This is a genomic window from Yersinia massiliensis CCUG 53443 (genome assembly GCF_000312485.1).
Lineage (GTDB): Bacteria > Pseudomonadota > Gammaproteobacteria > Enterobacterales > Enterobacteriaceae > Yersinia > Yersinia massiliensis.
This window is the reverse complement of sequence record NZ_HE997644.1, coordinates 248,183-265,005: the sequence shown is the minus strand read 5'-3', so window position 1 is coordinate 265,005 and position 16,823 is coordinate 248,183. Positions and strand designations below refer to the sequence as shown.

Here is a 16,823-nt window from a genome sequence, read left to right as displayed (position 1 = left end):
ATGGTTGATTATCAGGGTAAAAAAGTGGTCATTATCGGGCTGGGGCTAACCGGCCTTTCCTGCGTTGATTTCTTTATGACACGTGGTGTTAAGCCGCGCGTCATGGATACCCGTATCAACCCTGCAGGTCTGGATAAGTTACCGGAAAGTATCGAGCGCCATGTCGGTGACCTGAACCAACAGTGGTTATTGGATGCTGATTTGATTGTCGCCAGCCCCGGTATTGCATTGGCACATCCTGCCTTGAGTGAGGCGGCTGATGCGGGTGTCGAGATTGTTGGTGATATCGAGCTGTTTTGCCGTGAGAACCAAGCCCCTATTGTGGCAATCACTGGCTCTAACGGTAAAAGCACCGTGACCACATTGGTCGGAGAGATGGCGAAAGCGGCAGGTTGGCAGGTTGGCGTCGGTGGTAATATCGGCGTTCCGGCTCTAACGTTGCTGAAGCAAGAAAACCAATTGGTGGTGTTAGAGCTGTCCAGTTTCCAGTTAGAAACGACCTCGAGCCTACGGGCTAGTGCCGCCACCATACTGAACGTGACGGAAGATCATACTGATCGTTATCCGTTCGGTTTGCAGCAATATCGCGCAGCTAAACTGCGGGTGTATGAAAACGCTAAAGTTTGTGTCGTGAATGCCGATGACGCGCTCACGATGCCCGTACGTGGTGCTGATAGCCGCTGTATTAGCTTTGGGGTTGATGTCGGTGATTACCACCTCAATAAGCAGCAGGGCGAAATCTGGCTGCGTGTGCGGGGTGAGAAAGTGCTGAATACGCGTGAGATGAAGCTCACTGGGCGTCATAACTACACTAATGCGTTGGCTGCCTTGGCGTTAGCTGATGCTGCGGGCATCCCGCGTTCGTCCAGTTTGAAGGCGTTGACCACTTTTACCGGTTTACCTCATCGCTTCCAATTGGTGTTTGAACACAATGGGGTGCGTTGGATTAATGATTCGAAAGCCACCAATGTGGGCAGTACAGAGGCGGCCTTAGAAGGATTGCAGGTTGATGGTACCTTGCATCTGTTACTCGGTGGCGACGGTAAATCGGCTGATTTCTCTGGGTTAACGCGTCTCCTGCAAGGCGACAATATCAAGATTTACTGCTTTGGCCGTGATGGCGAGGAACTGGCGGCATTGCGACCTGAGGTTTCCCAACTGACAGAGACCATGGCACAGGCCATGACTTTACTGACGAAGGATCTGACGTCAGGCGATATGGTGTTGTTATCACCTGCTTGCGCCAGTTTGGACCAATTCCGCAGTTTCGAGCAGCGTGGTGATGAGTTTGCTCGTTTGGCAGAGGAGTTGGGCTGATGCGCATGCCGGGGCTGGGGCTGGTCAATACCCTGAAGCATTTTGTGATGGGATCGCGGGAGAGCGATACCACCAGTATGGTGCTTTACGACAGAACCTTGCTGTGGTTGACATTTGGTTTGGCGATTATCGGTTTTGTGATGGTGACATCGGCGTCGATGCCGATTGGTCAGCGTTTAGCCAGTGACCCCTTCTTGTTCGCTAAGCGTGATGCACTCTACTTGGCGCTGGCGTTTGGTTTGTCGCTGGTGACGTTGCGTATACCGATGGCCGTTTGGCAGCGTTACAGTAACATTATGTTACTGATTTCACTGGTGATGCTGTTGGTGGTATTGGTCGTCGGTAGCTCAGTCAACGGGGCATCACGCTGGATTGCCATCGGGCCGCTACGTATTCAGCCAGCAGAATTGTCCAAGCTGTCGCTATTTTGTTATCTGGCGAGTTATTTGGTCCGTAAGGTTGAGGAAGTCCGCAGTAACTTCTGGGGCTTTTGTAAACCGATGGGCGTGATGGTCATTCTGGCGGTGTTACTGCTGGCGCAACCCGATTTAGGTACCGTGGTGGTGCTGTTTGTGACCACGCTGGCGATGCTGTTTTTAGCTGGGGCTAAAATGTGGCAGTTTCTGGCCATCATCGGCTCAGGTGTCTTTGCGGTCGGTCTGCTGATTGTCGCCGAACCTTATCGTATGCGCCGCGTGACCTCATTCTGGAACCCATGGGCGGATCCATTCGGTAGTGGTTACCAGCTAACTCAGTCGCTGATGGCATTTGGCCGCGGTGAATTCTGGGGGCAGGGTTTAGGGAATTCAGTGCAGAAACTGGAGTATTTACCGGAAGCACATACCGACTTCATTTTCTCGATTTTAGGCGAAGAACTCGGCTATTTCGGTGTGGTTCTCGCATTGTTAATGGTATTCTTCGTCGCTTTTCGTGCGATGTCCATTGGGCGTCGCGCATTAGAGATAGATCAGCGATTTTCTGGCTTTTTGGCCTGCTCGATCGGCGTCTGGTTTAGTTTTCAGGCACTGGTTAACGTTGGGGCTGCGGCGGGAATGTTGCCGACCAAGGGTTTGACATTACCGCTGATCAGTTACGGTGGTTCGAGCCTGATTATTATGTCAACTGCGATAGTGCTGTTGTTACGTATTGATTTTGAGACACGTTTGGCTAAAGCCCAAGCGTTTGTAAGGAGTGCCCGATGAGTGGGAAGACCAAGCGTTTGATGGTGATGGCCGGTGGCACTGGGGGGCATGTCTTCCCCGGTTTGGCCGTGGCACATCATCTTATGGCGCAAGGTTGGCAGGTGCGTTGGTTAGGCACAGCAGACCGAATGGAAGCATCATTAGTACCCCAACATGGCATTGAAATTGATTTTATTCAGATATCAGGTTTACGCGGTAAAGGGCTAATGGCCCAACTGACGGCTCCACTGCGGATTTACCGTGCAGTACGTCAGGCGAAGAAAATCATGCGTGATTATCAGCCTGATGTCGTGCTGGGCATGGGCGGCTATGTTTCTGGCCCCGGCGGTTTAGCGGCATGGCTATGCGGTATCCCAGTAGTATTGCATGAGCAGAATGGGATTGCGGGTTTGACTAACCGCTGGCTGGCGAAGATTGCGAAGAAGGTTTTGCAGGCATTCCCCGGTGCTTTCCCCCATGCCGACGTGGTAGGGAATCCCGTTCGCACCGATGTTTTGGCGCTGCCATTGCCCGCTGAGCGATTGGCGGGCCGTGAAGGGCCGGTTCGGGTGTTGGTTATCGGTGGCAGTCAGGGTGCTCGAGTGCTTAACCAAACAATACCGCAGGTTGCTGCAACTTTGGGTGAGCAGATCATCCTGTGGCATCAGGTGGGGAAAGGTGCGTTGCCGGAAGTCTTGCAAGCTTATCAGCAAGCTGGGCAGGGAGATAAGCATCAGGTTGTCGAGTTCATCGATGATATGGCTGCCGCCTATGCTTGGGCTGATGTGGTGGTTTGCCGCTCAGGAGCATTGACGGTGAGCGAGGTGGCCGCTGCAGGGTTACCCGCGATTTTTGTGCCTTTTCAGCATAAAGACCGGCAGCAATATTGGAATGCATTGCCGCTGGAAAAGGCAGATGCAGCCAAAATTATCGAGCAACCACAATTTACCGCGCAAGCTGTCAGCAGCCTGTTGGCTGAGTGGGATCGCGCAACGTTACTGGCGATGGCCGAACGGGCAAGAACCGTGGCTATCCCTGATGCGACGGAACGTGTGGCAGTTGAAGTCGTCTCTGCCAGTAAGTGAACAAAGAGATAATGAATGGCCGGCAGCGATGCGGGTCATGAGTGTGTAACAGACAAAAAAGTGAAGAGAAACGTGAATACACAGCAACTAGCGAAACTACGAACTATCGTGCCCGAGATGCGCCGCGTCCGGCACATACACTTTATCGGCATCGGTGGTGCTGGTATGGGTGGTATCGCTGAAGTGTTGGCAAACGAAGGTTATCAGATTAGCGGTTCAGATTTAGCACCCAACCCGGTAACTCAGCATTTGGCTTCATTGGGCGCACAGATTTATTTTCATCACCGTCCAGAGAATGTGCTGGATGCGAGTGTAGTTGTGGTTTCAACGGCAATTTCTGCGGATAACCCAGAGATTGTTGCGGCTCGCGAGGCGCGTATTCCGGTGATCCGCCGCGCAGAAATGTTGGCAGAATTAATGCGTTACCGTCATGGCATTGCAGTGGCTGGTACCCACGGTAAAACCACCACCACTGCGATGGTGTCCAGTATTTATGCTGAAGCTGGTTTGGATCCAACGTTCGTGAATGGTGGATTGGTTAAAGCTGCGGGAACCCATGCGCGCTTAGGGTCTAGCCGTTATTTGATAGCGGAAGCTGATGAAAGCGATGCATCATTCCTGCATTTGCAGCCGATGGTGGCGATTGTCACCAATATTGAAGCCGACCACATGGATACCTATCAGGGCGACTTCGAAAACTTAAAACAGACATTTATTAACTTTTTGCACAACTTGCCATTTTATGGCCGTGCCGTGATGTGTATTGATGATCCTGTGGTACGCGAATTGTTGCCACGAGTCGGTCGCCATATCACCACTTATGGATTCAGTGATGATGCCGATGTGCAGATCGCCAGCTATCGTCAGGAAGGTCCACAAGGGCATTTCACGCTCAAGCGTTTGGATAAACCATTGATGAGCGTGACCTTGAATGCACCGGGTCGCCACAATGCACTGAATGCAGCGGCAGCCGTTGCCGTCGCAACGGAAGAAGGCATTGAGGACGAAGACATCCTGCGCGCGTTGGCAGGGTTCCAAGGGACAGGTCGCCGTTTCGATTTCCTCGGCAACTTCCCACTGGCACCTGTCAATGGCAAAGAAGGGAGTGCAATGCTGGTGGATGATTACGGTCATCACCCAACGGAAGTGGACGCCACCGTTAAAGCGGCCCGTGCTGGCTGGCCAGATAAACGCATCGTGATGGTTTTCCAACCGCACCGTTATACCCGCACCCGCGATTTGTATGACGACTTTGCTAATGTACTCTCGCAAGTCGATGTTTTGTTGATGTTGGATGTGTATGCCGCCGGTGAAGCACCGATCCCAGGTGCGGATAGTCGCTCGCTCTGCCGAACTATCCGTAACCGTGGCAAGTTAGACCCGATTTTGGTTTCAGACAGTGAAACCGTACCAGAGGTATTGGCGCAAGTGCTCAATGGCGATGACCTTATTCTGGTTCAGGGCGCAGGTAACATTGGTAGGATTGCCCGTAAATTGGCTGAGCTTAAATTGCAGCCACAGATAAAAAACGAGGAACATCATGGCTGAGAAAGTTGCGGTACTGTTGGGGGGAACCTCTGCCGAACGTGAAGTGTCATTGCTATCCGGTCAAGCCGTTTTAGCGGGCTTGCGTGAAGCAGGTATCGACGCACATGGCGTTGATACCAAAGACTTCCCAGCCACTCAGCTCAAAGAACAGGGTTTTGATAAGGTCTTTATCGCCCTGCATGGTCGTGGTGGTGAAGACGGCACTTTGCAAGGTGTGTTGGAATTCCTGCAACTGCCTTATACCGGTAGTGGTGTGATGGCCTCTGCCCTGACTATGGACAAATTGCGCACTAAATGGGTATGGCAGGCATTAGATTTACCCATTTCGCCGTATGTTGCGTTGAATCGTCAACAGTTTGAAACACTTTCGTCAGAGGAATTGGCGGCCCGTGTCGCTAAGCTTGGCCTGCCATTAATCGTCAAGCCAAGTCATGAAGGCTCTAGCGTGGGCATGAGCAAAGTTGATCACGCTAATGAGTTACAGAGCGCGCTAGTTGAAGCGTTCCGCCATGACACTGATGTGTTGATTGAAAAATGGTTGAGCGGCCCTGAATTTACTGTCGCGATCCTCGGCGAGGAGGTTTTACCGTCCATCCGTATTCAAGCGCCGGGCGTGTTTTATGATTATGAAGCGAAGTATCTGTCGGATGAAACGCAATACTTCTGTCCAAGCGGCCTGAGTGATGAGTCAGAACAACAACTGGCGACATTAGCATTACAGGCTTATCAGGCGCTGGGTTGCAGCGGCTGGGGGCGAGTAGACGTTATGCAAGATAGCGACGGCAATTTTTACTTGCTTGAAGTAAATACGTCACCGGGTATGACCAGCCACAGTTTAGTGCCGATGGCAGCCCGCCAATATGGGTTGAGTTTCTCCCAATTGGTGGCCCGAATTCTGACGTTGGCTGACTGAGATGTCGCAAGCTGCCCTGAATGCGCGCGAACGTGCGGCTGAAACCAGCGTAGCCCGGCGCAGTAACGGAGGACAATTGGCAGGTATGATTTTCCTGCTAATGGTCCTTGGAACCATGCTCTGGGGCGGTTGGGTGGTCGTTGGGTGGATGAAGGACGCTAGCCGTTTACCACTATCGAAGTTGGTGGTGACAGGTGAACGCCATTACACCACCAATGATGATATTCGCCAGGCGATTCTGGCATTGGGCGCACCGGGCACGTTTATGACGCAGGATGTAAACATCATCCAGCAACAGATTGAACGGTTGCCTTGGATTCAGCAGGCCAGCGTGCGTAAACAATGGCCGGATGAGCTGAAAATCCATCTGGTGGAGTATGTTCCCTTTGCCCGCTGGAATGATTTACATATGGTTGATGAGCAGGGGCGGTCATTCAGTGTGCCTTCTGAACGAATCGGCAAACAGGCATTGCCATTACTGTATGGCCCAGAAGGCAGTGAACAAGATGTTCTTGAAGGCTATCGGGCAATGAGCAAAGTATTAGCGGCCAATAAGTATCAGCTAAAAATGGCGGCGATGAGTGCCCGACATTCTTGGCAATTGGCCTTAGATAATGATGTTCGGCTGGAGCTGGGACGGGATGACAGAATGGGCCGTTTGCAACGTTTCATTGAGTTATACCCGATGTTGCAACAGCAGCCAGATAAACGCGTCAGTTATGTTGATTTGCGTTATGAAACAGGAGCAGCAATAGGTTGGGCTCCTGTCTTCATCGGCAGTCAGGGTGGTGAACTACCCCAAGGTGGTAAACAACCCATAAATGGCCAGCAGAACAGTAATCCGCAACAGAATCAGGCACAGGCAAAACAACAATGATCAAGTCGACGGACAGAAAACTGGTAGTAGGTCTTGAGATCGGAACGGCAAAGGTCTCCGCATTGGTAGGGGAAGTTCTGCCCGATGGCATGGTCAATATTATTGGGGTCGGCAGTTGCCCATCCCGTGGCATGGATAAGGGTGGGGTTAACGACCTTGAATCGGTAGTGAAGTGCGTCCAACGCGCTATCGATCAGGCTGAGTTAATGGCTGATTGCCAAATTTCATCTGTTTACTTGGCATTATCGGGCAAACATATCAGTTGTCAGAATGAAATAGGGATGGTTCCTATTTCAGAAGAAGAAGTGACACAGGAAGATGTCGAGAACGTAGTACATACCGCGAAGTCGGTACGTGTGCGTGATGAGCATCGTATCTTGCACGTTATTCCGCAAGAATATGCTATCGACTATCAGGAAGGCATCAAAAATCCTGTTGGGCTGTCTGGTGTGCGGATGCAGGCAAAAGTGCATTTGATCACCTGCCATAACGATATGGCAAAAAATATCGTCAAAGCGGTGGAACGTTGTGGCCTCAAAGTGGACCAACTGATTTTCGCCGGTTTGGCAGCAAGTTATGCCGTTTTGACCGAAGATGAGCGTGAGCTGGGTGTTTGTGTCGTCGATATTGGCGGTGGCACGATGGATATGGCGGTGTATACCGGTGGCGCGTTACGGCACACCAAAGTTATCCCTTACGCCGGGAATGTGGTCACCAGCGACATTGCTTATGCTTTTGGTACACCGCCAACAGATGCGGAAGCGATTAAAGTTCGACACGGCTGTGCGCTCGGGTCGATTGTCAGCAAGGATGAAAGTGTAGAAGTGCCAAGTGTTGGCGGACGCCCTCCGCGTAGTCTGCAAAGACAGACACTCGCTGAGGTTATAGAACCACGCTACACCGAGTTGCTGAATTTAGTTAACGACGAGATTTTACAATTGCAGGAGCAACTACGTCAGCAAGGCGTGAAGCATCATCTGGCAGCCGGTATCGTGCTGACAGGCGGCGCCGCACAAATTGATGGTCTGGCAGAATGCGCGCAACGGGTGTTTCATGCCCAGGTTCGCATCGGCCAACCGCTCAATATCACTGGGCTGACGGATTATGCACAGGAACCCTATTACTCCACTGCTGTTGGGTTGTTGCACTATGGTAAAGAATCTCATCTCAGTGGTGAGTCAGAAGTAGAAAAACGTGCCTCAGTGGGCAATTGGTTTAAACGTATCAATAGCTGGCTGAGAAAAGAGTTTTAATGTTTCAACAAAGAGATCAAGCTGAACCTATTTATTGATCTCGAAGCGACAGGCACAAAACGGAGAGAAACTATGTTTGAACCTATGGAACTAACCAATGACGCGGTGATTAAAGTCATCGGCGTCGGTGGTGGCGGTGGCAATGCCGTCGAACACATGGTGCGCGAGCGCATCGAAGGTGTTGAATTCTTCGCCGTTAATACAGACGCTCAGGCGCTACGTAAGACGGCTGTTGGCCAAACCATCCAAATTGGTAGCGGTATTACCAAAGGTTTGGGTGCTGGCGCGAACCCTGAAGTGGGTCGCAATTCTGCTGAAGAAGACCGTGAAGCACTGCGTGCCGCTCTTGATGGCGCGGACATGGTCTTTATCGCTGCCGGTATGGGCGGTGGTACAGGTACTGGTGCTGCCCCTGTTGTTGCCGAAGTGGCAAAAGATTTGGGCATTTTGACCGTTGCTGTAGTGACCAAGCCTTTCAATTTTGAAGGCAAGAAACGCATGGCGTTCGCTGAGCAGGGTATCGCTGAGTTGTCCAAACATGTGGACTCATTGATCACTATTCCGAACGATAAGTTGCTAAAAGTTCTGGGTCGTGGCATCTCGTTACTGGATGCATTCGGTGCAGCTAACGACGTATTAAAAGGCGCTGTTCAGGGTATCGCTGAGCTGATCACCCGCCCAGGTCTGATGAACGTTGACTTTGCTGACGTGCGCACAGTCATGTCCGAAATGGGTTATGCCATGATGGGTTCTGGTGTGGCTTGCGGTGAAGATCGCGCGGAAGAAGCAGCAGAAATGGCGATTTCCAGCCCGTTGCTGGAAGATATCGACCTGTCTGGTGCCCGTGGCGTGCTGGTCAACATCACAGCCGGCTTCGACTTGCGTTTGGATGAGTTCGAAACGGTGGGTAACACCATTCGTGCATTCGCGTCTGACAATGCGACCGTGGTTATCGGGACGTCGTTAGACCCAGAAATGAACGATGAACTGCGCGTCACTGTGGTGGCAACCGGTATCGGTATGGACAAACGTCCTGAAATCACGCTGGTGACTAACAAGCAGACTCAGCCTGTGATGGACCACCGTTACCAGCAGCATGGTATGTCTCCTTTACCTCAGGAAGTTAAGCCTGCGGCTAAAGTGGTCAATGACCCGACTGCTCAAACCAATAAAGAGCCCGATTATTTGGATATCCCGGCATTTTTGCGTAAGCAAGCCGACTAATTTCCGAAAATATTGGAATCTCCGCTCTTTGTGCTAAACTGTCCCGCCGATCTTGTTATAAGCTAGGTCGGTAGGATGGATAACATTGCGAGATAAAACGATGATCAAACAAAGGACATTAAAACGTATTGTTCAGGCGACTGGTGTCGGTTTGCACACCGGTAAAAAAGTCACGCTGACAATGCGACCCGCGCCGGCTAATACCGGGGTCATCTATCGTCGCACTGACTTGAATCCACCGGTTGATTTTCCGGCAGATGCAAAATCCGTGCGTGATACCATGCTCTGTACTTGCTTAGTCAATGAGCATGACGTGCGTATTTCTACTGTTGAGCATCTCAACGCTGCGTTGGCAGGGTTAGGGATCGATAACATTATTATTGAAGTTAACGCACCAGAAGTGCCGATTATGGACGGTAGTGCCAGCCCATTCGTGTACTTACTGCTAGATGCGGGTATCGAAGAGCTAAACTCTGCGAAGAAATTCCTGCGTCTGAAAGAGACCGTGCGGGTAGAAGACGGTGATAAATGGGCTGAATTGTCTCCATTCAATGGATTCCGTTTAGATTTCACCATTGATTTTAATCACCCAGCGATAGATTCAAGTACTCAGCGTTACCGCTTAGATTTCTCGGCCGATTCATTCGTCCGCCAAATCAGCCGTGCGCGTACTTTTGGTTTCATGCGTGATATCGAATATCTGCAGTCCCGCGGTTTGTGCCTGGGCGGCAGCTTCGATTGTGCCATCGTGGTGGATGATTACCGCGTATTAAATGAAGATGGCCTGCGCTTCGAAGATGAGTTTGTTCGTCATAAAATGCTGGACGCGATTGGCGACCTGTTTATGTGTGGTCATAACATTATTGGCGCATTTACTGCGTACAAATCTGGCCATGCGTTAAACAACAAGCTATTGCAGGCTGTTTTAGCTAAGCAAGAAGCTTGGGAATTTGTGACGTTCCAAGACGAAGCTGAAATGCCGTTGGCATTTAAAGCACCGTCTACGGTATTAGCCTACTAATCAGGCTATTTATCACCATCACTTTTGGTTGCGTTGGCACTCTCTCCGGCCAACGCAGCTAATCGTTCCAAAATTATTCTCAGTTTTTCAGGGCTACGGCTCGCTAATCCTCTTAATTCCTTAGCACTTTCCAAACTAAGATGACGTAATGGCGGAGAATTCTCAGGATTTTTCGTTGATTTCTCGATATCTTGCGTCATGTTATGGCCGCGGGTCATTAACGATGGATTAATCCTGATGTCGATTGAAGACAATGATGGTAGAATTTGCGCTCGTAGTGCCGAAAGTAAAGCGGGTTGCTCATAGCGTAAGCGCATTAGCCAGCTAGCGTTCGCGGTTTCTAGCACTAAAACACTCTGTCGATAGTTAGCGACACGGCACCATGGCTGCAATTGTGAAGGGAGTAATCCTTTTACTGCACGGTTAAGTTTTAGCAGTGCTGTCGCGCGTTGTTGTACGTGATGTAGTGGCCCGTTTTCTGCCGCAATCGCATCATCGAACAGAACATCTAATAATTGTGGGCGATTCTCACGCATTAATAAGGCTCCGGCGGATTTCAAACTCGTGATTGGTATTCTAAATCGTTGGCGACAATTTGGTAGGCGTTATTTCTGGCCGCATCTCTTATTAGGGATGGTTGCGGCGAGTCTTGGTGTGCCTTCAAATCTCACTGGCGTGCCCGATCAAAATGCGATATCGAACACATCATCAAGTCAAAGCCGCCAGAACTACAGTGCGACAAACTTTACGAGTTTGGCGCTTCTACACGATATACATCGTCGCCCTTCATTCAGCGTAGACTACTGGCAACAGCATGCGCTGCGCACAGTTATTCGTCACCTGACATTTGCATTGGCCCCTCAAACTGCTTATAACCGAGCACAAGAGGCTGCTGAAGCTGAGCAAGTCGTGCCATCACAAGTTCAGCAGCTTGCGCTGTTGGATACCCTCAATGCACTCTTGACTCATGAGTTTAAGCCACCTGCGATCATTCGTGATACTGAGCAGATTAAACAACCGGTCCTTTCGTTACACAAACCAGGGCTTTGGCTTGCACAAGTGCAAGGCATCCGCGCTGGGCCTGCCAATTTCAGTTAATTCTACTCTTGATTTACCCTAACTTTATGCAACCTTTGGCCGCCGCTTTGGTGGTCTTGTAAGAGATACTAAGAATCATGCTAATCAAATTATTAACCAAAGTCTTTGGCAGCCGTAACGATCGTACGCTGCGCCGTATGCGCAAAGTGGTTGAGCTAATCAACCGCATGGAACCTGAAGTTGAAAAGCTGACCGATGCTGAATTACGCGCCAAAACAGACGAATTCCGTGAGCGTCTGGCGAAAGGTGCGGTACTGGAAACCTTAATTCCTGAAGCATTCGCTGTCGTGCGTGAAGCCAGTAAGCGCGTGTTTGGCATGCGCCATTTCGACGTTCAGTTGCTCGGTGGTATGGTCCTGAACGAACGTTGCATCGCTGAGATGCGTACGGGTGAAGGTAAAACACTGACAGCAACATTGCCTGCTTATCTGAACGCGCTGAGTGGCCGTGGTGTTCACGTGGTTACTGTCAACGACTATTTGGCTCAACGTGATGCCGAAAACAACCGCCCATTGTTCGAGTTCCTTGGTTTGAGTGTGGGCATTAACCTGCCGAATATGACAGCGCCTGCTAAGCGTGCTGCTTATGCTGCTGATATCACCTATGGTACGAACAACGAATACGGTTTTGACTATCTGCGCGACAACATGGCATTCAGTCCTGAAGAGCGTGTACAGCGTAAATTGCATTATGCATTGGTGGATGAAGTTGACTCCATCTTGATCGACGAAGCCCGTACCCCGTTGATCATCTCCGGTCCGGCTGAAGACAGTTCCGAGATGTACATTCGGGTTAATAAACTGATTCCACGACTGATTCGTCAGGAAAAAGAAGACTCGGATACCTTCCAAGGTGAAGGCCATTTCTCTGTTGACGAAAAATCACGTCAGGTCCATTTGACAGAACGTGGTTTGATTCAAATTGAACAAATGCTGGTAGAAGCCGGCATCATGGAGGAAGGCGAGTCACTGTACTCTCCGTCCAACATCATGTTAATGCACCATGTCACGGCTGCATTGCGCGCACATGTGTTGTTTACCCGCGACGTGGATTACATCGTGAAAGACGGTGAAGTCATCATTGTCGACGAACACACCGGCCGTACCATGCAAGGGCGCCGTTGGTCAGACGGTTTGCATCAAGCTGTTGAAGCGAAAGAAGGCGTAGAAATTCAGAACGAAAACCAAACTCTGGCTTCTATTACCTTCCAGAACTACTTCCGTCTCTACGAGAAATTGGCTGGTATGACCGGTACTGCGGATACCGAAGCATTCGAATTTAGCTCTATCTATAAACTCGATACCATCGTTGTTCCAACTAACCGTCCCATGATCCGTAAGGATTTGGCTGATTTGGTCTATATGACCGAGCAGGAAAAAATCGGTGCGATTATCGAGGATATCCGTGAGCGTACTGCGAATGGACAACCGGTATTGGTGGGGACCATCTCGATTGAGAAATCTGAAGTTGTCTCTGCTGAGCTCACCAAAGCAGGTATTGAGCACAAAGTTCTGAACGCCAAATTCCACGCAATGGAAGCGGATATCGTTTCTCAAGCGGGTCAACCGGGTGCGGTCACTATCGCAACCAACATGGCCGGCCGTGGTACTGATATCGTGTTGGGTGGGAGCTGGCAGAGTGAGATTGCTTTGCTGGAAGATCCAACTGAAGATCAAATTGCAGCCATTAAAGCCGCATGGCAGGTTCGTCATGACGCAGTATTAGCATCAGGTGGTTTGCACATTATCGGTACTGAGCGTCATGAATCACGCCGTATCGACAACCAGTTACGTGGCCGTGCAGGTCGTCAGGGGGATGCGGGTTCATCACGTTTCTACCTGTCAATGGAAGATGCGTTGATGCGTATCTTTGCCTCTGACCGTGTGTCCGGCATGATGCGTAAACTGGGTATGAAACCTGGCGAAGCCATTGAACATCCATGGGTTACCAAGGCCATTGCTAACGCCCAGCGTAAAGTGGAAAGCCGTAACTTCGATATCCGTAAGCAATTACTGGAATATGATGATGTTGCCAGCGACCAACGTCGTGCGATCTACAGCCAGCGTAACGAATTACTGGACGTGTCCGATGTCAGCGAAACCATTAACAGTATCCGTGAAGACGTCTTCAAAACGGTTATTGATAGCTACATCCCAACCCAGTCACTGGAAGAAATGTGGGATGTTGAAGGGCTGGAACAGCGCCTGAAAAATGATTTCGATCTTGATATGCCGATAGCGCAGTGGTTGGAAGATGAGCCACAGCTACATGAAGAGACGTTACGTGAACGTATCCTTCAGCAGGCGATCGAAGTTTATCAACGTAAAGAAGAAGTTGTTGGCGTTGAAATGATGCGTAACTTCGAAAAAGGCGTGATGCTACAAACGCTTGATTCCTTGTGGAAAGAGCATTTGGCTGCAATGGATTACCTGCGTCAGGGAATCCATTTACGTGGCTATGCGCAAAAAGATCCTAAGCAAGAATATAAGCGTGAATCTTTCGCGATGTTTGCCTCCATGTTGGAATCACTGAAATATGAAGTGATTAGCGTATTGAGCAAAGTACAGGTGCGGATGCCAGAAGAGGTAGAAGCGCTGGAAGTACAACGCCGCGAAGAAGCTGAGCGTTTGGCGAAACAGCAACAACTGAGCCATCAGTCAGATAACAGCGCCTTGATGTCGCAAGATGAAATCAATGTTGCTGCTAATCTTGAACGTAAAGTGGGCCGTAATGATCCGTGCCCATGTGGTTCAGGCAAAAAATACAAACAGTGTCATGGTAGCCTACAGTAATATTTAGGTCATAACTCACACTGACCACTAAGGGCGGCTAAACACCGCCCTTTATTTTGGCTTTTTTTGGTCGATCTTTCTTAGGATAAGTTAGCAGGGAGCCACATGAGCCAATGTTGATACCAGCACCATGCTCAGGCTCTGATTAGGAGGTAGGAGACTTGAAACATTTACAAATTGCGGTAGGGATTATTCGCAATGCCCAACAAGAGATATTCATTACTCAACGTGCGGCTGACTCCCATATGGCCGGTTTTTGGGAGTTCCCCGGAGGAAAGATTGAGCAGGGTGAAACTCCAGAAATGGCGTTAAAACGTGAACTGTTAGAAGAAACCGGCATTGTGGTGCGAAAGACGACTTTACTCGATGTGTTAGAACACATTTTTACTGATCGTATCGTGACTTTAACTTTCTATATGGTCGAGGGATGGGATGGCGAGCCTTTTGGTCGTGAAGGGCAACCGATGCGCTGGGTGAAGCAATCCGAATTGTTGGTTGAAGAGTTCCCGCCTGCCAATGCCCCTATCATCAAATTACTGACAGCCTAGCCGGATGAACGCTGAAATGGAGCAAAAATACAGTTTGCTCCATTTTATAGTGTGAGCATCAGTGCCTAGGAGGTTCTTCCTCGCTCCATTCATCACTGTCAGACAAATCACCACTGCTGGGGATTCGTTTTTCTTCGTCCGCCCATTCACCTAAGTCAATTAGCTGGCAACGCTTACAACAAAAAGGGCGATATGGGCTTTCTTCACCCCAAACGACGATCTTTCCACACGTTGGGCAATTAACCTCAATCACTTCGGGTTCCATTTCTTCTCCTAAAATCTATTTATACCTATCATCTTGTCGGTGACAGAAGTCACTCATCGCTCATCCGCGACTAAAAATCGATTAGGTATAATGATAACTCAATCAACAACAAGCTAATTCAAACGATAACCGAGCTGGCACAGTACCATTTTCACTGTCTAGTGGTAAGAAGCGAATAGCGTATCGAGTCTTATGCCCTGATATCTGCGGGTAGAGTTGTGGTTCCAGCGGCAAGCGTAATCTGAGTAGGTCTGCGCCTTCGGCGTTATCTTGAAAAAAACCATTCAAACTAATTTGTGGACGCAAAGGGCCAGATTGACGTATTAAATCTAAAATGAGGGTTAGCGATTGATTCAATGGCGCTAAACTCGCCATCAATTTACCAATATGCTGGTTACGTTGTTCTTGCGGCTGGTGCAACCAAGTATGCAAAGTGGGTAAATCAAAACTACAACATCCACCAGGAATACTCAGTCGCTGGCGAATGACACTGATTAAACGGTCTTCTTTCAATGCTTGCCCAATACGTGGTGCAGCCTTTAATACAGATGCACGGTTTTTTAGTTGGCTGCGCAAGGTGTCGACTAGCGACATATCAACGCCGGGCATATCAGCCCATTGCTGCAATTTTTGCTGTTGGCGCTCAAGCTCTTTGAGCAAATCAGTCCGCACTTCACCGCGTTCTAGGACATCAATTAAATCAGAGGCCGTACGGAAAAAAGTTAATGCGCTGGCGATATTATCTAATGAGTTTTGGCTTTCTAATTGCTGCAGTAAAAACTCCATTCTCAACCAAGTACGCATTTTTTCATTGAGCGGATGTTCAAAAAGTATTGCTGAGGTGAGGTCACTCATTGATGTAGATCCTGTTGGGCCGCGGCTGCTAATTTTAAATACTGTTGGTGTAATGAAGCAACCTGCGGGGCGATAGTTAACGGATCGCCGCTATTGTCAATAATATCATCAGCACAGGCTAGCCGCTGCTGGCGAGAAACCTGTGATGCTAAAATATGTTCGGCCTGTTGGCGGGTAATACCATCTCTCGCCATTGTGCGCGCAAGCTGTATCTCTGGCGCGACATCCACCACTAACACACGATTTGCGCGGTGTTGTAAACCGTTTTCAACTAGCAGAGGGATGACCCAAAGCACATAGGGTTGAACAATATTGGCTAGTTGGCGCTGAGTTTCTTGTTGAATAAGTGGATGCAGCAATGAATTTAACCACGCTTTTTCATGCGGCTCACTGAAAATTTTCTCTCGTAATGTGGCACGGTTCAATGTGCCATCAGTTTGCACAATCGTTTCTCCATAACGGGAAGCGATAGCGTTTAACGCTGGCATTCCGGGTTCAACGACTTGGCGGGCAATGATATCCGCATCCACAAGCGGCACACCAAAATGAGCGAACGCATTTGCTACGGTACTTTTACCGCTGCCAATTCCGCCAGTGAGGGCCACAATATAGGTCATTGCCAAGCCTTGCATGCTGTTAGTGAGAGGCCGAATTGTATCTGAAAGCAGGCAGGAATGAATAGTAAGGAGTGAGTTCTGTTTAAACTAGATAATGAAAAACGTGAAGCTGGTGACTTGTGAGAAGTGTCACCACGACTCTTCAGGTAATTTGTGGGATTGTAGCGCAAATAAAGGTGAATTCGCAGTCTTGCCGAAGAATTATTCATGCGTATGATAGCTTCACTGG

General features: G+C 49.6%; 16 protein-coding genes. 12 read left to right on the top strand and 4 right to left on the bottom strand.

Annotated features, from left to right (window positions below; all coding sequences use genetic code 11):
- From murD to lpxC, 9 genes are all read left to right on the top strand, one after another.
- Positions 1-1,317 (top strand): UDP-N-acetylmuramoyl-L-alanine--D-glutamate ligase, encoded by a 1,317-nt coding sequence (gene murD, locus BN68_RS10265; RefSeq protein WP_042806692.1) that lies wholly within the window; start codon positions 1-3, stop codon positions 1,315-1,317.
- On the top strand, positions 1,317-2,519 hold the full coding sequence (ftsW, locus tag BN68_RS10260) for a cell division protein FtsW (RefSeq protein ID WP_019211081.1): 1,203 nt from the start codon (positions 1,317-1,319) through the stop codon (positions 2,517-2,519). The genes murD and ftsW overlap by 1 nt, the downstream gene beginning before the upstream one ends.
- Positions 2,516-3,583 (top strand): undecaprenyldiphospho-muramoylpentapeptide beta-N-acetylglucosaminyltransferase, encoded by a 1,068-nt coding sequence (gene murG, locus BN68_RS10255; protein WP_019211080.1) that lies wholly within the window; start codon positions 2,516-2,518, stop codon positions 3,581-3,583. The genes ftsW and murG overlap by 4 nt, the downstream gene beginning before the upstream one ends.
- Positions 3,584-3,655: 72 nt before the next feature.
- The gene (gene murC, locus BN68_RS10250) at positions 3,656-5,131 is read left to right on the top strand and encodes a UDP-N-acetylmuramate--L-alanine ligase (RefSeq protein ID WP_042806691.1); all 1,476 of its coding nucleotides are present in this window, start codon (positions 3,656-3,658) and stop codon (positions 5,129-5,131) included.
- Entirely contained in the window at positions 5,124-6,044 is a 921-nt protein-coding gene (locus tag BN68_RS10245) for a D-alanine--D-alanine ligase (RefSeq protein ID WP_019211078.1), read from the top strand. Before murC ends, BN68_RS10245 begins: the two co-directional genes overlap by 8 nt.
- Before the next feature lies 1 nt (position 6,045).
- Positions 6,046-6,921: a cell division protein FtsQ gene (ftsQ, locus tag BN68_RS10240; RefSeq protein ID WP_019211077.1), complete on the top strand. Its 876-nt coding sequence runs from the start codon at positions 6,046-6,048 to the stop codon at positions 6,919-6,921.
- The gene (ftsA, locus tag BN68_RS10235; RefSeq protein ID WP_002210431.1) at positions 6,918-8,174 is read left to right on the top strand and encodes a cell division protein FtsA; all 1,257 of its coding nucleotides are present in this window, start codon (positions 6,918-6,920) and stop codon (positions 8,172-8,174) included. The genes ftsQ and ftsA overlap by 4 nt, the downstream gene beginning before the upstream one ends.
- A 72-nt stretch (positions 8,175-8,246) precedes the next feature.
- Entirely contained in the window at positions 8,247-9,398 is a 1,152-nt protein-coding gene (gene ftsZ / locus BN68_RS10230; RefSeq protein WP_019211076.1) for a cell division protein FtsZ, read from the top strand.
- A 100-nt stretch (positions 9,399-9,498) separates the two neighbouring features.
- On the top strand, positions 9,499-10,419 hold the full coding sequence (lpxC, locus tag BN68_RS10225; protein WP_004389005.1) for a UDP-3-O-acyl-N-acetylglucosamine deacetylase: 921 nt from the start codon (positions 9,499-9,501) through the stop codon (positions 10,417-10,419).
- Between the two features lie 5 nt (positions 10,420-10,424).
- Here the strand turns inward: lpxC and BN68_RS10220 are convergent, their stop codons facing one another.
- Positions 10,425-10,955, bottom strand: a complete 531-nt coding sequence (locus BN68_RS10220; RefSeq protein ID WP_019211075.1) for a DUF721 domain-containing protein — start codon at positions 10,953-10,955, stop codon at positions 10,425-10,427.
- A gap of 28 nt (positions 10,956-10,983) precedes the next feature.
- Here BN68_RS10220 and secM point away from each other — a divergent pair, with 28 nt between their 5' ends.
- From secM to mutT, 3 genes are all read left to right on the top strand, one after another.
- A complete protein-coding gene (gene secM / locus BN68_RS10215; protein WP_019211074.1) occupies positions 10,984-11,517 on the top strand; it encodes a secA translation cis-regulator SecM in 534 nt (177 codons plus the stop codon).
- A gap of 77 nt (positions 11,518-11,594) precedes the next feature.
- Complete coding sequence (gene secA, locus BN68_RS10210) at positions 11,595-14,309, top strand: preprotein translocase subunit SecA (RefSeq protein ID WP_019211073.1); 2,715 nt, start codon at positions 11,595-11,597, stop codon at positions 14,307-14,309.
- A gap of 161 nt (positions 14,310-14,470) precedes the next feature.
- Positions 14,471-14,857 carry an 8-oxo-dGTP diphosphatase MutT gene (mutT, locus tag BN68_RS10205; RefSeq protein WP_019211072.1) on the top strand — a complete coding sequence of 129 codons (387 nt, stop codon included), beginning with the start codon at positions 14,471-14,473 and terminating at the stop codon, positions 14,855-14,857.
- Between the two features lie 58 nt (positions 14,858-14,915).
- On the opposite strand, the gene yacG is transcribed toward mutT, so the two are convergent.
- The 3 genes from yacG to coaE all read right to left on the bottom strand — a co-directional run bounded on the left by yacG (position 14,916) and on the right by coaE (position 16,594).
- Positions 14,916-15,122: a DNA gyrase inhibitor YacG gene (yacG, locus tag BN68_RS10200; RefSeq protein ID WP_019211071.1), complete on the bottom strand. Its 207-nt coding sequence runs from the start codon at positions 15,120-15,122 to the stop codon at positions 14,916-14,918.
- Between the two features lie 102 nt (positions 15,123-15,224).
- A complete protein-coding gene (gene zapD, locus BN68_RS10195) occupies positions 15,225-15,977 on the bottom strand; it encodes a cell division protein ZapD (protein WP_019211070.1) in 753 nt (250 codons plus the stop codon).
- The gene (gene coaE, locus BN68_RS10190; RefSeq protein ID WP_042806631.1) at positions 15,974-16,594 is read right to left on the bottom strand and encodes a dephospho-CoA kinase; all 621 of its coding nucleotides are present in this window, start codon (positions 16,592-16,594) and stop codon (positions 15,974-15,976) included. Before coaE ends, zapD begins: the two co-directional genes overlap by 4 nt.
- Positions 16,595-16,823: the final 229 nt, after the last annotated feature.

What these genes read in the sequence shown, in the direction of transcription:
- ftsQ (WP_019211077.1), top strand. Translation starts at nt 6,046, where the DNA reads ATGTCGCAAGCTGCCCTGAATGCGCGCGAACGTGCGGCTGAAACCAGC.
- BN68_RS10220 (WP_019211075.1), bottom strand. Translation starts at nt 10,955, where the DNA reads ATGCGTGAGAATCGCCCACAATTATTAGATGTTCTGTTCGATGATGCG.
- BN68_RS10245 (WP_019211078.1), top strand. Translation starts at nt 5,124, where the DNA reads ATGGCTGAGAAAGTTGCGGTACTGTTGGGGGGAACCTCTGCCGAACGT.
- ftsA (WP_002210431.1), top strand. Translation starts at nt 6,918, where the DNA reads ATGATCAAGTCGACGGACAGAAAACTGGTAGTAGGTCTTGAGATCGGA.
- yacG (WP_019211071.1), bottom strand. Translation starts at nt 15,122, where the DNA reads ATGGAACCCGAAGTGATTGAGGTTAATTGCCCAACGTGTGGAAAGATC.
- secA (WP_019211073.1), top strand. Translation starts at nt 11,595, where the DNA reads ATGCTAATCAAATTATTAACCAAAGTCTTTGGCAGCCGTAACGATCGT.
- zapD (WP_019211070.1), bottom strand. Translation starts at nt 15,977, where the DNA reads ATGAGTGACCTCACCTCAGCAATACTTTTTGAACATCCGCTCAATGAA.
- murG (WP_019211080.1), top strand. Translation starts at nt 2,516, where the DNA reads ATGAGTGGGAAGACCAAGCGTTTGATGGTGATGGCCGGTGGCACTGGG.
- murD (WP_042806692.1), top strand. Translation starts at nt 1, where the DNA reads ATGGTTGATTATCAGGGTAAAAAAGTGGTCATTATCGGGCTGGGGCTA.
- ftsZ (WP_019211076.1), top strand. Translation starts at nt 8,247, where the DNA reads ATGTTTGAACCTATGGAACTAACCAATGACGCGGTGATTAAAGTCATC.
- coaE (WP_042806631.1), bottom strand. Translation starts at nt 16,594, where the DNA reads ATGACCTATATTGTGGCCCTCACTGGCGGAATTGGCAGCGGTAAAAGT.
- lpxC (WP_004389005.1), top strand. Translation starts at nt 9,499, where the DNA reads ATGATCAAACAAAGGACATTAAAACGTATTGTTCAGGCGACTGGTGTC.
- ftsW (WP_019211081.1), top strand. Translation starts at nt 1,317, where the DNA reads ATGCGCATGCCGGGGCTGGGGCTGGTCAATACCCTGAAGCATTTTGTG.